The sequence below is a fragment of the Bradyrhizobium sp. SZCCHNRI1029 genome (genome assembly GCF_032487555.1).
In the GTDB taxonomy this organism is placed as follows: domain Bacteria; phylum Pseudomonadota; class Alphaproteobacteria; order Rhizobiales; family Xanthobacteraceae; genus Bradyrhizobium.
In genome coordinates this window covers 324,422-337,449 of the sequence record NZ_JAUEUK010000007.1, presented here as the reverse complement: position 1 = coordinate 337,449, position 13,028 = coordinate 324,422, and the positions used below count along the sequence as shown (strand labels likewise).

Annotated in this window: 13 protein-coding genes; 4 read left to right on the top strand and 9 right to left on the bottom strand. The window is 66.7% G+C overall.

Annotated features, from left to right (window positions below; all coding sequences use genetic code 11):
* Positions 1–72: 72 nt before the first annotated feature.
* The 6 genes from soxB to soxX form a co-directional block, all read right to left on the bottom strand.
* Entirely contained in the window at positions 73–1,821 is a 1,749-nt protein-coding gene (gene soxB, locus QW861_RS21660; RefSeq protein WP_315717081.1) for a thiosulfohydrolase SoxB, read from the bottom strand.
* A 135-nt stretch (positions 1,822–1,956) separates the two neighbouring features.
* On the bottom strand, positions 1,957–2,259 hold the full coding sequence (locus QW861_RS21655; RefSeq protein WP_409977916.1) for a hypothetical protein: 303 nt from the start codon (positions 2,257–2,259) through the stop codon (positions 1,957–1,959).
* Between the two features lie 23 nt (positions 2,260–2,282).
* Entirely contained in the window at positions 2,283–3,131 is an 849-nt protein-coding gene (gene soxA, locus QW861_RS21650; protein ID WP_316193467.1) for a sulfur oxidation c-type cytochrome SoxA, read from the bottom strand.
* Positions 3,128–3,439 carry a thiosulfate oxidation carrier complex protein SoxZ gene (soxZ, locus tag QW861_RS21645; RefSeq protein WP_315717084.1) on the bottom strand — a complete coding sequence of 104 codons (312 nt, stop codon included), beginning with the start codon at positions 3,437–3,439 and terminating at the stop codon, positions 3,128–3,130. The genes soxA and soxZ overlap by 4 nt, the downstream gene beginning before the upstream one ends.
* Positions 3,440–3,454: 15 nt before the next feature.
* Positions 3,455–3,949 carry a thiosulfate oxidation carrier protein SoxY gene (gene soxY / locus QW861_RS21640; protein WP_315717085.1) on the bottom strand — a complete coding sequence of 165 codons (495 nt, stop codon included), beginning with the start codon at positions 3,947–3,949 and terminating at the stop codon, positions 3,455–3,457.
* 18 nt (positions 3,950–3,967) lie between these two features.
* Positions 3,968–4,261, bottom strand: a complete 294-nt coding sequence (gene soxX, locus QW861_RS21635) for a sulfur oxidation c-type cytochrome SoxX (protein ID WP_315717170.1) — start codon at positions 4,259–4,261, stop codon at positions 3,968–3,970.
* A 189-nt stretch (positions 4,262–4,450) separates the two neighbouring features.
* On the opposite strand from soxX, the gene QW861_RS21630 reads away from it, so the two are divergent.
* Positions 4,451–5,128 (top strand): DUF938 domain-containing protein, encoded by a 678-nt coding sequence (locus QW861_RS21630; protein ID WP_315827934.1) that lies wholly within the window; start codon positions 4,451–4,453, stop codon positions 5,126–5,128.
* Positions 5,129–5,248: 120 nt separating this feature from the next.
* Here QW861_RS21630 and QW861_RS21625 read toward each other — a convergent pair whose 3' ends face one another.
* On the bottom strand, positions 5,249–7,315 hold the full coding sequence (locus QW861_RS21625; protein WP_316193466.1) for a prolyl oligopeptidase family serine peptidase: 2,067 nt from the start codon (positions 7,313–7,315) through the stop codon (positions 5,249–5,251).
* A gap of 210 nt (positions 7,316–7,525) precedes the next feature.
* Here QW861_RS21625 and QW861_RS21620 point away from each other — a divergent pair, with 210 nt between their 5' ends.
* Positions 7,526–8,743 (top strand): MFS transporter, encoded by a 1,218-nt coding sequence (locus QW861_RS21620; protein ID WP_315751172.1) that lies wholly within the window; start codon positions 7,526–7,528, stop codon positions 8,741–8,743.
* Between the two features lie 303 nt (positions 8,744–9,046).
* Here the strand turns inward: QW861_RS21620 and QW861_RS21615 are convergent, their stop codons facing one another.
* Positions 9,047–9,592, bottom strand: a complete 546-nt coding sequence (locus tag QW861_RS21615) for a carboxymuconolactone decarboxylase family protein (RefSeq protein WP_315751173.1) — start codon at positions 9,590–9,592, stop codon at positions 9,047–9,049.
* Between the two features lie 171 nt (positions 9,593–9,763).
* Between QW861_RS21615 and QW861_RS21610 the strand changes: the two genes are divergently transcribed.
* Together QW861_RS21610 and QW861_RS21605 are read left to right on the top strand one after the other, a co-directional pair.
* Entirely contained in the window at positions 9,764–10,948 is a 1,185-nt protein-coding gene (locus tag QW861_RS21610; protein WP_316193465.1) for an acyl-CoA dehydrogenase family protein, read from the top strand.
* Between the two features lie 152 nt (positions 10,949–11,100).
* The gene (locus QW861_RS21605; RefSeq protein WP_316193464.1) at positions 11,101–12,240 is read left to right on the top strand and encodes an acyl-CoA dehydrogenase family protein; all 1,140 of its coding nucleotides are present in this window, start codon (positions 11,101–11,103) and stop codon (positions 12,238–12,240) included.
* Between the two features lie 215 nt (positions 12,241–12,455).
* Here QW861_RS21605 and QW861_RS21600 read toward each other — a convergent pair whose 3' ends face one another.
* Positions 12,456–12,911 carry a fasciclin domain-containing protein gene (locus tag QW861_RS21600; protein ID WP_315828017.1) on the bottom strand — a complete coding sequence of 152 codons (456 nt, stop codon included), beginning with the start codon at positions 12,909–12,911 and terminating at the stop codon, positions 12,456–12,458.
* Between the last annotated feature and the right edge of the window lie 117 nt (positions 12,912–13,028).

Sequence of the window (13,028 nt, the reverse complement as noted above, 5' to 3'; positions counted from 1 at the left end):
TTAGCACGACCGGCCCGATGTCACCAATGCGGCGAACGCTCGGTAGGTCGGATTGCATCGCGCAATCCGCTGTCACGACTGCGATGCAAATCCGGGATTGCCGTCGACACCCGAGAGCGTGACCTTGTTCGTTCCGACCAGCACCAGTTGGCCGTTGCGCAGGTGGTTGGCCACCACGTCCCACACCGGCTTGCCGTCCTGCGCGTTCATCGAGGCCCAGCCGGCGACCTTGTAGCTCTTGCGGGCGTCCAGCGGCCGGCCATCGTCGAGCGTGAGATCGGAGATGCGGCGGCCGATCGGCTCGGCGGGCGCGCAGCGGTAGGATAGCCCTCCGGTTCGCACCATGTCGCCGCCCTGCTGCAGATAGGGGTCGGCGTTGAACAGGTTGTCGCAGACGTCCTCGAGCACGTCCTTGATCTCTGCGCCGGACATCCGCTGCACATAGGTCTCGGGATAGGTGATGGCGGTCTGCGCCAGCACGTCCTCGAGCAGGATGGATTGGTTCGCAAGCAAGGTCGGACCCCAGCGGAATCCGGGAGACAGCGCAATCTCGGCATCGAGCTCGCGGCGCAGCGCCGCGCAGATCAGGTCGTCGGTCGCGCCTTCGAAATTGCCGCGCCGGTAAAGCAGCCGGTCGGACGTCGCGAGCTTCTCGCTCCAGGCCGCGACCTGCGGCTGCTGCGTCTGATCGATCAGCGCCTGCATCGCCGGGTCCGGTTTCAGCAGCTCCGAGTAGACGGGCAGCAGCCGGTAGCGCGCATCGGCGACGCGGCCCTTGCCGACGTCGAGATCGAGCACGGCGAGGAATTTGCCGTTGGAGCCGGCATTGGTGACGAGCGTTGCGCCCTTGGAATTGCTGACCGCGACCGGCTGCGGAACCGCGTCATGGGTATGGCCGCCGAGGATGACGTCGATGCCGGTGACGCGGCTCGCCAGCTTGAGGTCGACATCCATGCCGTTGTGCGACAGCAGGATCACGGCATCGACCTTGTCGGCGCCGCGCAGGCCATCGACCAGCTTCTGCAGTTCCTCCTCGCGGATGCCGAACGTCCAGTCCGGCGTGAAGCGGCGCGGATGCGCGATCGGCACGTAGGGAAAGGCCTGGCCGATCACGGCAATACGGGCGCCGCCGATCTCCTTGATGGTGGCCGGCTTGAACACGCGGCCCGATCCGGGATCGTACGCCTTGGCGTCGTTGAACGCCGCCTCCTCCGTCAGGAACACGTTCTGCGCCAGGAATTCGCCCTTGAAGCGGGCGAGGTTGGTGCGCAGCGCCTCCTCGCCATAGGTGAATTCCCAATGCCCGGTCATGGCGTCGATGCCGAGCAGGTTGGCGGCGCTCACCATGTCGGCGCCGCGCATCGCATTGGCGAGCCCGGTGCCCTGCCAGAGGTCGCCGCCATCGAGCAGCACCGAGCGATGGTCGCCGGCATCGGCGCGCAGCTTGTCGACCAGGGTCTTCAGATGCGCGAATCCACCCATCCGGCCGAAGCGGACGGCGTACTTCTCGAACTCGAACGAGGTGAATGCATAGGCCTCGGCGCTGTCGGGCCGGATGCCGTAGCGGTCGAGGAAGGCGCGCTCGACCAGATGCGGCGGCCGTCCCCACATCTCGCCGATGCCGAGATTGACGCTGGGCTCGCGGAACAACAGCGGGCGAAGTTGCGCATGCGTGTCCGTGATGTGCAGGATGCGCGCGTTGCCGAACTTCTCGATGTCGTAGAGGCTGACGGTGTCGGCGGCGCAGGCGCTGCGCAGCAACGCCGGCGCGGCGAGCGTGGCGACAACTGATGCCTTCAGAAAGTCCCGGCGCCGAATCATGGCTCGCGTCCTAGATCATGATGCGATTCCACGGAATCGCATCATGATCCATCCCTTTGTTTGAGCATGATCTCCACAAACGCCTTCGGCGTTCGTCGCGAGGGAAAACCGGTTGCCACTTCTCCGGATCATGCTCTAGCGGATCTCCATGTCCTTCCAGCGCTGCTTCTCGCTGGTGGCCTGGACGACCGAGGCCTTGGCGAGCGCCTCGGCCTCCTGCGCCGACTTCAGCGCAGAATCGAAATTGCCGGAATCCGCTGCCTTCTTCGCAGCGGTGAGTGCGGCCTGGGTCACGGTCCATTGGTTGCGCAGACGTCCGGCTTCCTTGTTGGCGCTCTCGGCCGCCGCGACAGCCGCGAGATAGTCGGCCTCCGACGCGGCCCGCGCGGAGCCGGCGCCGACCGCTGATACCATCATGGCGAACACGATCTTTTTCATGACGCTTGCTGTCGTGACGTTTTTCATGGCCGCGCTCCAGGTCCTGAAACCGGCAGGCCGTTCGACACGTAGGACAGGTAATATTCGAGGTTGCGGTATTCGTCCGATTGCGGCTCCAGCGGCACGGCGCGTGTCTGGCTGTTGCAGGTGACGAAGCGCCGGCTGATCGTGCCCATGCCGCTCCATTCCGAGCGGTAGATCGGCATCGCGTTGAGGATGCCGAGCGCCGGCGCCAGGATCTCGGCGCGGATCCGCTCCCCCGGGCTCTGCACGTGGCAGCTCGCGCAGGAGAAGTTCAACTGGCCGCGGCGGGTGTAGAAATACTCCTTGCCCTTTTCGAAGGCCTCGAGCGCACGCGGGTCGTCGGGGATCTTGATGTCGAAGCGCTTGCCGCGCGACGTGTACGCCATGTAGGCGGTCAGCGATGCCATCTCGTCCTTGACGTAGGAGTAGGGCTGCTCGCCATTGGCCTCGCGGCAGCGGTTCAGCGCCAGCTCGAGGGTGATGACCTTGCCTTCCTTGTCGTCGAAATAGGGATAGGTCTGGCGGATGCCGATGCCGCCGTTCGGGAAGCAGTCGGCATAGGTCTTGCCGTTCTTGAACGGCTTGGCGAACATCTCCTTGCCGGCATCGAGCGCGAACTCGTAGGGCGGAAACTGCTCCTTCTCCTCCCATTGCTTGCGCATGTCGGCGTTCATCGAATACGGCCCGTTGACGAAATCGTCGAACGCCACCTTCGGAAACTTCTTGACGAAGTAATCCTGGAACGCCTTGGCGTCGGCGGCCGGGTTCGGCTTGTCCGCGGCCGCGACGCCGGAGGCGCCGAGAGCGAGCGCGGCCGCCACGGTCAGCGCGAGGCGCGGCGCCCTCATTGGATCGTCGCCGTCAGGCTGTCGGTCGCGCCCTTGCTGTCGACCCAGCTCACCTTGAGCTCGTCGCCCTTGGCCGCGCCCTTGAAGGCGAACTTGACATAGGGGTCCTTCGACACCGCGGTGCCCCAATCGGCCAGGAACACCGTCTTGTCCTTGTGCACGAAGGTGACCTGCTGGATGTAGTGCGCCGGGATCACTTCGCCCTTGGCGTCCTTGACCAGGCCCGTATCCATCGGGTGCTGGATCAGTGTCTGGACCTCGGCGATGTCGCCATTCAGGACGGCGCGGACGCGGATGCTCGATGCCATGATGATCTCCTGACCTTAGCCGCCGCAGCCGCCGACGGTGACCTTGACCTCCTTGGTCGCGCTATAGAGCTTGCCGCCGGATTCGACGAGCGCGATCACGTTGGAGGTCTTGGCCATCTTGAGCCGGTTCGCCACCGCGGGCACGGTGCCCTCGGGGATGTGGTACGACGCCGCCAGCGCGAATGGATTCTCGCTGACGATGAAGGCGATCGAGGTGACGTTCGGCAGCGACGTCGTCACCGCGATCGGCACCACGCCGCCGTTCTCGGCGATCTCCGGCGCGTCCAGCTTGATCTTGTCGGACGCTTCGTGGTCGCGGCCGTACAGCGCCTTGACCGCGTCGCCGGCATTCTTCTGCTTGAAGGCGTCTTCCGGATATTTGTTGTCATTGGTCGCGGCAAACACGGGGGTCGCGTGCAGCACGGCGTTGCCGAGGCCGATCAGCGCGACGAGGCCGGCGCCCTTCAGGAACAGGCGGCGGTGGGCCAACGGGCCGAACGAGGCAGTCATGGCGGTCTCCAAACGGAATCAGAGGGTCTGCAGGAAGTCGACGATGGCGCTGATTTCCTGCTCGGTCAGGATGCGGTTGCGGCCGAACGGCGGCATCACCGTCAGCGGATTGCGCCTGGTCTCGTCGTTGAGAATCGCGATCAGCTCGGCGCGGTCGTATCTCGCCTTGAGGTTCTCCAGCTTCGGGCCGATCGAGCCCGGCAGGTCGCCGCCCTTGATCTCGTGGCAGGTCAGGCAGTTGCCCTTGCCGCGGTCGAAGGCGAGCTTCTGGCCGTCGACGGCACCGGACTGGGCGTGAGCGGCCATGGACATGGCGAGCGAGAGCCCCATCGCCAGGGCGGTACGCAGGACAGGTGTGATCAAGGTGGAGTTCCGACGTCTCGGTGATCTCGGCAATATAAGAGCTGCAAAGCATAAAGACCATCGGCTGACAATGCAGCTATGGTGGCCGCCGCAACGCGGTTAACGAGGGCCGTCCATGGGGCGGCCGGGAGAATGGTCATGGCGGAATATGTCGTGGAGTTCGGCCGGGACGGCCGGCCGGTGGAACCGGACGGACGGCTGGACGCGGCCGCGTTCCACCGCAACCACCAGCCGATCTGGGCGGTGCTGGAACGGCTGCTGGCGGGCAAGACCGGCGACGTGCTGGAGGCCGGCAGCGGCACCGGCCAGCACGTCGTGCATTTCGCCTCGCAGCGCCCGGACCTGACGTGGTGGCCGAGCGATCTCAACGCCAACCACCTCGCCAGCATTGCGGCTTGGCGCAGCCATGCCGGGTTGTCCAACATCCGTGATGCCCAGCGCATCGACCTGTCAGATCCCGGCTGGCCGGCGGCGTTCCGCGCCGCGGGCGGGCCGTCGCAGCTCGCCGCGATCTTCTGCGCCAACGTGATTCACATCGCGCCGTGGTCGGTGGCGGAGGGATTGTTCGCCGGCGCCGGGCAGGCGCTGTCGGCGGACGGCGCACTGGTGCTCTACGGCCCGTTCAAGCGCGACGGCAAGCACACGGCGGTCAGCAACGCCGTGTTCGACACGTCGCTGCGCGAGCGCGATCCGGACTGGGGCGTGCGCGACATCGCCGACCTCGAGGCGCTCGCCGCGCGCCACGGGCTCGCCTTGCGCGAGACGATGGAAATGCCCGCCAACAACATGATCCTGGTGTTCGGTCGGACTTCGTAGGTTTGCGACGGCGCCTCGCCGATCTCCGTCATTGCGAGCGAAGCGAAGCAATCCAGGGTCGCGTTGGGACTCTGGATTGCTTCGTCGCTTCGCTCCTCGCAATGACGGAAGATGGGCCGCTCACTTCGCCTCCAGCCCGACATGCCGCGCCAGAAACCGCGTGCCCAGCGTGATGAAGCTGGCGCGCTCACGGTTGTCGGTGCCGTAGCCATGGCCGCCGGCGGCGGGTTCGTAGAACCAGGCGTCGTAGCCCATGGCCTGCAGCTTGGCGGTCATCTTGCGCGCGTGGCCGGGATGGACGCGATCGTCGCGCCGCGTGGTCGCGATCAGGATCGGCGGATAGGGCTGGCCGGGCGTTGCGGTGTGATAGGCCGAGTAGGTCGACATCCAGCTCCAATCCTGGTCGCTGTCGGGATCGCCATATTCGGCGATCCAGCTCGCGCCGGCGAGCAGCTTGGTGTAGCGGCGCATGTCGATCAGCGGGATGGTGCAGAACAAGGCGCCGAAGCGCTCGGGGTAGCGCACCAGCATGTTGGTGATCAGGATGCCGCCATTGGAGCCGCCTTGCGCCGCGATGCGCTTCGGCACCGTGACGCCGCGGCGGACGAGGTCGGCGGCGACCGCGGCGAAATCATCATGCGCGAGCCGCTTGCCCGCATAGCGGCCGGCATCGTGCCAGGCGGTGCCGAACTCGCCGCCGCCGCGGATGTTGGCCTCCACGAGCGTGCCGCCACGCTCGAGCCACAGCTTGCCCAGCGCCGCATTGTAGGCCGGACGGAGCGTGTGACCGAAGCCGCCATAGGCGCTCATGTGCACCGGCGCGTCGCCTGTCAGCTCGGCCGGCCCGGTCTGGGTGTAGGGAATACGCTCGCCATCCACCGAGATCGCCTCGTGTCGCGTGACGACGTGCCCCTCGGCGCTGAAGGTGCGAGGCGCCTGCTTCAGCACGATCGGCGCGGCCAAGCCCTCGATCAGTAGCAGCGACGGCGGCGTCAGCGGATCCTGGATGTTGGCGAGCAGGTCGCCGTTGCTTTCGGCCTCGTCGGTGTCGAGACGCCAGACGTCCACCGTCGCGATCTCCGGCAGGCCGGGAAGCCGCTCGCAGCTCCACTCCCCCGGTGACGGCGTCCACACCTCGAACCTTGCCCTGAGCTCGTCGAGGATCGACAGCACCAGCCGGTCGCCGGCCCAGGACAGGCCCTGCAGCGCGCGTCGCGGCGCGGGCTCGAACACGCGGGTGAAATCGCGGCGCCCGGCAAGGAATGCTGAGAGCTGGAGACCGAGCACCACATCTGCGGGATGGGTGACCTCGCCGACGGTCCAGGGCTGGCGCAGCTTGATGGCCATCCAGTCGCCATGCGCTGACATCCAGCAGTCGGTCGGCAGGTCGAGCCTGGTCCGCGCCCCGCCGCCGTCACCGAGCCATAGATATTGGTTGAAGAAGTCGATGCCCTCGGCAAACCACACCCGCGCCGGCGCGACGCTGCGATCGACACCGACATGCACCCATGTCGACTGACTGCCTTCGGCGGCGAAGATCACCTCCGCCTGCTCGACCGGCTGGCCGCGCCGCCAGCGCCGCACCGTCCGCGCGTAGCCCGACGGCGTCGCCATGCCCACGCCGAACGCGCTCGCCAGCAGCAGGGTGTCGGCATCGAGCCAGGCGGCGCCGCCCTTGGCCTCCGAGAGCGTGAAGCCGCCCGTCAGGAAGCGCTTCGTCGCGATGTCGAACTCGCGCAGCACCACGGCGTCGCTGCCGCCCCGCGACAGGCTCAGGACGGCGCGCTCATGCGCCGGCGGCAGGCTCGAGACCCCGTTCAGCGCCCAGTCCTCGCCTTCGTCGGCAGCGAGTCGGTCGATGTCGAGCAGGTCCTCCCATTGCGGTTGCGCCTTGCGGAACTCCGCCATCGTCGTGCGCCGCCACAAGCCGCGCGGATGCGCCGCGTCCTTCCATTGATTGTACAGCAGCCCGCCGCGGCGGCTGACGAACGGGACGTTGTCCGGCCGATCCAAGATGGCGGCCAGCGTGTCGCGGTCGCGTTCGAAGGCCGCATCGCCGAACGCGGCGAGCGTGCGCTGGTTCTGCGCCGCGACGAAGGCGAGCGCGCGCTCGCCGTCGATCTCCTCGAGCCACAGATACGGATCGTCATCGGGCGCCGCGATGGTCGGACGATCGTCGATTGACATGGCTCAAGCTCCGCGGGCGCCGTTGACGCGAGAATACAGCCGGCTTGATTAGCCGGGCAGGTCGGGAGTGTCGAATCACGCTCCGTGGCGCGTTCGCTGCCGCATGGCTTGTCTCCGTTCGCGCCCGTTGCCTCGGGCGCGCGCTTCCCGCAATAGTGCGGCTGAACCAGCAAGGCGGGAGCGTGCGCCCCACGCCTCCGGATACCTGAGATGATCGATCTGACCGTGAGCGAAGACACCTCCGATGATGCCCGCGCTCGCCGTAACGTGGCGCGGCTCGCGGCCGCCCAGGCGCTGACCGGCGCCAACTCGGCCGTGATCTTCGCCACCGGCGCGATCGTCGGTGTCACCATTGCCCCGAACATCGGGCTCGCGACGGTACCGATCTCGATGTACGTCGTTGGCCTCGCCGCCGGCACCTTGCCGACCGGCGCGATCTCGCGCCGCTATGGCCGCCGGGCGGCCTTCCTGATCGGTACCGGCTGCGGCGCCGTCACCGGCGTGCTCGGCTGCCTCGCCATCTTGCGCGGCTCGTTCGCACTGTTCTGCCTGGCGACGTTCCTCGGCGGCGTCTATGGCGCCGTCGCGCAATCCTATCGCTTCGCGGCGGCCGATGGCGCCAGCGCGACGTTCCGGCCCAAGGCGGTGTCGTGGGTGATGGCGGGCGGCATCTTCGCCGGTCTGCTCGGTCCACAGCTCGTGCAATGGACCATGGACGTCTGGCAACCCTATCTGTTCGCATTCAGCTATCTGGTCCAGGCGGCGGTCGCGCTGGTCGCGATGGGGATCGTCGCCGGCGTCGATCTGCCGAAGCCTGAAGCTGCCGATCTCCATGGCGGCCGGCCGCTGTCCGAGATCGTGCGCCAGCCGCGCTTCATCGCAGCTGCCCTGTGTGGCACCATCGCCTATCCGGTGATGAACCTGGTGATGACCTCGGCACCTTTGGCGATGCAGATGTGCGGGCTCACCGTGTCGGATTCCAATTTCGGCCTGCAATGGCACATCGTGGCGATGTACGGCCCGAGCTTCTTCACGGGATCGCTGATCGCGCGCTTTGGTGCGCCTGCCATCGTCGCGGTGGGCCTGGGGCTTGAAGCGGTCGCGGCCGTCATCGGCTTGTCGGGCCTGACCGCGATGCACTTCTGGGCCACCCTGGTCATGCTCGGCGTCGGCTGGAATTTCGGCTTCGTCGGCGCCTCCGCGCTGGTGCTGGAGACACATACATCCGCCGAGCGCAACAAGGTGCAGGCGTTCAACGATTTCCTGATCTTCGGCCTGATGGCGCTGGGCTCGTTCTCCTCGGGCCAACTGCTCGCCAATTTCGGCTGGTCGGCGGTGAACCTCGTGGTGTTCCCGCCGGTGCTGCTGGGATTGTGCGTGCTTGCACTGGTGTGGTCGTCGAAGCGGCGCGAGGCAGCGGCGGGCTGACTAAAACGGGCGTAGTAGTAACGAGGTCGCGCCGCACCCACGGTGCGCTCCCCTCCCCCTTGCGGGGAGGGGGCGGGGGTGGGGGTCCACGAACCGTGCTCTCTCAGATTACAAGGATCAAAGTCTCTCGCTCGGCCGAGCGGTGGATGCCCAGCCTTGAGAGCCGATAGCAGTGCAGATTGATAAGGTCGCACCTCACTTCGCGCAGCGCCCGGAGACCCCCACCCCCGACCCCTCCCCGCAAGGGGGAGGGGAGTGCACCGGCATCGTGGCGACAGCGGCGCATCGCAGCTCACGCGCTTCTCACTTCAACTCCGACACCTCGCCCTCCGGCAGGTCGAACTCGAACGCGTTCAGCGTCATCGACACCATCGTGTAGTAGCCGCACAGGCCGATGATCTCGACCAGGCCGCGTTCGCCGAGCAGCGCGATCGCTTCCTTGTAGAGCGCATCCGTCAGTCCATGGCCCTCATGCAGCGACTTGGCGACGTCGTAGATCATCTGTGCCTTGGGATCGGAGAATTCCGGCGTGCGACGGTCGCGGATGTCCTCGATGATCTCCAGGTCGAGCCCGCCGGCCAGCGCCAGACGCTTATGCGCGTACCATTCGTAATGCGCGGTCCAATGCCGCGCCGTCACCAGGATCGCGATCTCCGAGAGTGCTGCCGGAAACACCGTGTCGTAGCGCAGGAAGGCGCCGAGCCGGGTCGCGTGCCGCGCCATCTCCGGGCTGTTCAGCCAGGCCATCATCGGCGGCGGCGGCGAGCCGCGCTTGCTGGCGATCGACTCGTCATAGGTCTGGCGCTGGTCGGCGCTCATTTCGCCAGGCGAAAGAAGTTTCAGGCGCATGTTCGTTTCCTCGTATTTCACGCGGCGGCATCATGACCATAGAACGCCTGATAAGGCGAGGTCGGAGGCGACGCCGTTGCGCCGTGCGGCGACATCGATGTTGAATTCCGGGGATGGCTGAGGTTAGGTCTCCCCAACGACAGCAATCATGGAAACGCGCGAGGACCAGACATGGCCGATCTCGACACATTCCGCCGCGAAACGCGCGCTTGGCTCGAGGCCAATTGTCCGCCGGAGATGCGCCGGCCGATGACCTCCGAGGAGGACACGTTCTGGGGCGGCCGCAACGCGAAATTCTCCTCCGAGCCGCAGCGCATCTGGTTCGAGCGCATGCGCGACAAGGGCTGGACCGTACCGCACTGGCCCAGGGAATATGGCGGCGGCGGTCTCGACGGCGAGGAGGCCAAGATCGTGCGCCAGGAGATGGCGGCGATCGGGGCGCGCGCGCCGATCACCTCGTTCGGCATCTCAATGCTCGGGCCGGCGCTGCTGAAATACGGCACGGACGACCAGAAGCGCGAGCACCTGCCGAAGATCACCGCCGGCCTCATTCGCTGGTGCCAGGGCTATTCCGAGCCGAACGCCGGCTCCGATCTCGCCTCCTTGCAGACGCGGGCCGAAAGCGACGGCGACGACTACATCATCAACGGCCAGAAGATCTGGACCTCCTATGCCAACTACGCCGACTGGATCTTCTGCCTGGTGCGCACCGATCCGGCGGCGAAGAAGCATGACGGCATCAGCTTCATCCTGTTCGACATGACGTCGAAGGGCGTGTCGACCAAGCCGATCCTCCTGATCTCCGGCCGCTCGCCATTCTGCGAGACCTTCTTCGACAATGTCCGCGTGCCCAAGGCGAACGTGCTGGGTACCGTCAACCGTGGTTGGGACGTTGCGAAGTACCTGCTGCAGCACGAGCGCGCGATGATTTCCGGCATGGGCGAGCGCGGCGGCAGCCGGCCGCTCGGCCAGGTCGCGGCTGACACCGTCGGCAGCGATGCGCAGGGGCGGCTCGACGACGCGCTCTTACGTGCCGATATCGCGACCTTCGACGTCGACGAGGCCGCGCTTGCCGCCGCCGCCGAGCGCATGGTCGATCTCGCCAAGGCGGGGCAGGGGCATCCGGCGTTCTCGTCGGCGATGAAGTACTACGGCACCGAGCTCAACAAGCGCCGCCACGAGCTGCTGATGGCGGCCGGCGGCATCGACGCGCTCGAATGGGAGAGCGAGCGCTCCCACGAAGGCGCGCGTCCCCGCGCCTGGCTGCGCACCAAGGCCAACTCGATCGAAGGCGGCACCTCCGAGGTCATGCTCGGCATCGTCGCCAAGCGCATCCTCGATCTGCCGGGGGCGTAGTTCGCACCCACGCCGTCATTCCGGGGCGCCGCGACGCGGCGAGCCCGGAATCCATAACCACGATCGTGAGTATGGATTCCGGGCCTGGCCCTTCGGGCCATCCCGGAATGACAAGACCAAAATTGATTGCCATCGTTGCAACGGGATCTCCCATGCCTCTCCTCCTCACCGAAGAACAATCCATGCTGCGCGACAGCGCGCGCGGCCTCATCAGCGATCACGCACCGATCGCGCACCTGCGCAAGCTGCGCGATGATCGCGACGCGACCGGCTTCTCGCGCCAGCTCTGGGCCACCTTCGCCGAGATGGGCTTTGCCGGACTGCTCGTGCCGGAGGAGCACGGCGGCTCCGGCCTCGGCGCGGTCGAAGCCGGCGTCGTGATGGAGGAAATCGGCCGCACCTTGATGCCGTCGCCGTTTCTGGCGACGTCGGTGCTGTCAGCCTCGGCGCTCGCCCGCGCCGGCTCGGCGGCGCAGAAGTCCGAGTATCTGCCGAAGATCGCCAGCGGCGCGCTGCTCGCCGCGCTGGCGCTCGACGAAGGCGCCAAGCATCGTCCTTTGCACACCGCCCTGCAGGCCGTGCGCTCCGGCAACGGCTTCAAACTGAACGGCGCCAAGGCGATGGTGGTCGACGGCCACGTCGCTGATCTCCTGCTCGTCGTCGCGCGCAGTGCGGGCTCGCCTGGCGATCGCGATGGCCTCACGCTGTTGCTGGTCGATCCCAAGGCCAAGGGCGTGGCGATCGAACGCACCATCATGGTCGACGCGCACAACGCCGCGCGGGTGACGCTCGACAACGTCGAGGTCACCGCGGATCACGTGCTCGGCGATGTCGATGGTGGCGCTGCCACGCTCAGCGCCGTACTCGATCTCGGCCGGGGCGCGGTGGCCTCCGAGATGGTGGGACTGAGCGAGGAGGTGTTCGGCCGCACCGTTGCCTATCTCAAGGAGCGCAAGCAGTTCGGCAAGGCCATCGGCGAATTCCAGGCGCTGCAGCACCGTGCCGCGCAGCTCTATATCGAGATCGAGATCACCCGCGCCGCGGTGCTGAAGGCGCTGCAGACGCTCGACGCCGATTCCGCCGGCGCGACGGCCGCCGTGGCCGTCGCCAAGGCCCGCGCGGGGGCGACCGCGACCCGCGCGGTGCAGGAGGGCGTGCAGATGCATGGCGGCATGGGCATGACCGACCAGTTCGACATCGGCTTCTTCATGAAGCGCGCCCGCGTCTGTGAGGAGCTGCTCGGCGATGCGAACTATCACGCAGCGCAGCTGGCTCAGCTCAGGGGGTACTAAGCAAGGCCGCTTGTCGGCACCCGCCGACTCCACACGCTCAGCTGTCATCGTCCGCGAAGGCGGACGATCCAGTACGCCGAGCGAGTTGTGATTGACCGACAAGCCCGCAGGGTACTGGGTACCCCGCCTTCGCGGCGTACCCAGTAACTATCGACGACAACAGCAGAGTTCGCAAAAAAAGAGCGCGCCATCACCGATGGCGCGCTCTCGTTCGATCAATGATGCATCGCGGTCTTGGCCGGTGGCAGCAGCACCTTGTCGATGACGTGGATGACGCCGTTCGAGGCCATGACGTCGGCCTGCACCACATGCGCGTCGTTGACCTGCACGCCGAAGAAGGTGCCGTCGACGGCCACCGGCTGGCCTTGCGCCGTCTTCACGCTCAGCTTCTTGCCGGCGACCTCGCCGGCCTTCACCGCGCCGGGGATCACGTGATACTTCAGGATCGCGGCGAGCTTGCCCTTGTTCTTCGGCTTGAGCAGATCCTCGACGGTGCCCGGCGGCAGCGCGGCGAACGCCGCGTCGGTCGGTGCGAATACGGTGAAGGGACCCTTGCTCTTCAGCACCGGCACGACACCTGCGGCCTTGGCGGCGGCGACGAGCGTCTTGAACTGACCGGCGCCGACGGCGGTGTCGACGATATCGGCGGCACGTGCCGCGACTGCTGACATGGAGAGCGCGCCCAGCATCAACGCGCCGGCCACGAACGAACGGAATCCCAGCGTCATTCGAGTTTTTCCCTGTGAACTGAACTGATGAGTTGGCTGATGCGCAAAGGGATTTCGGTC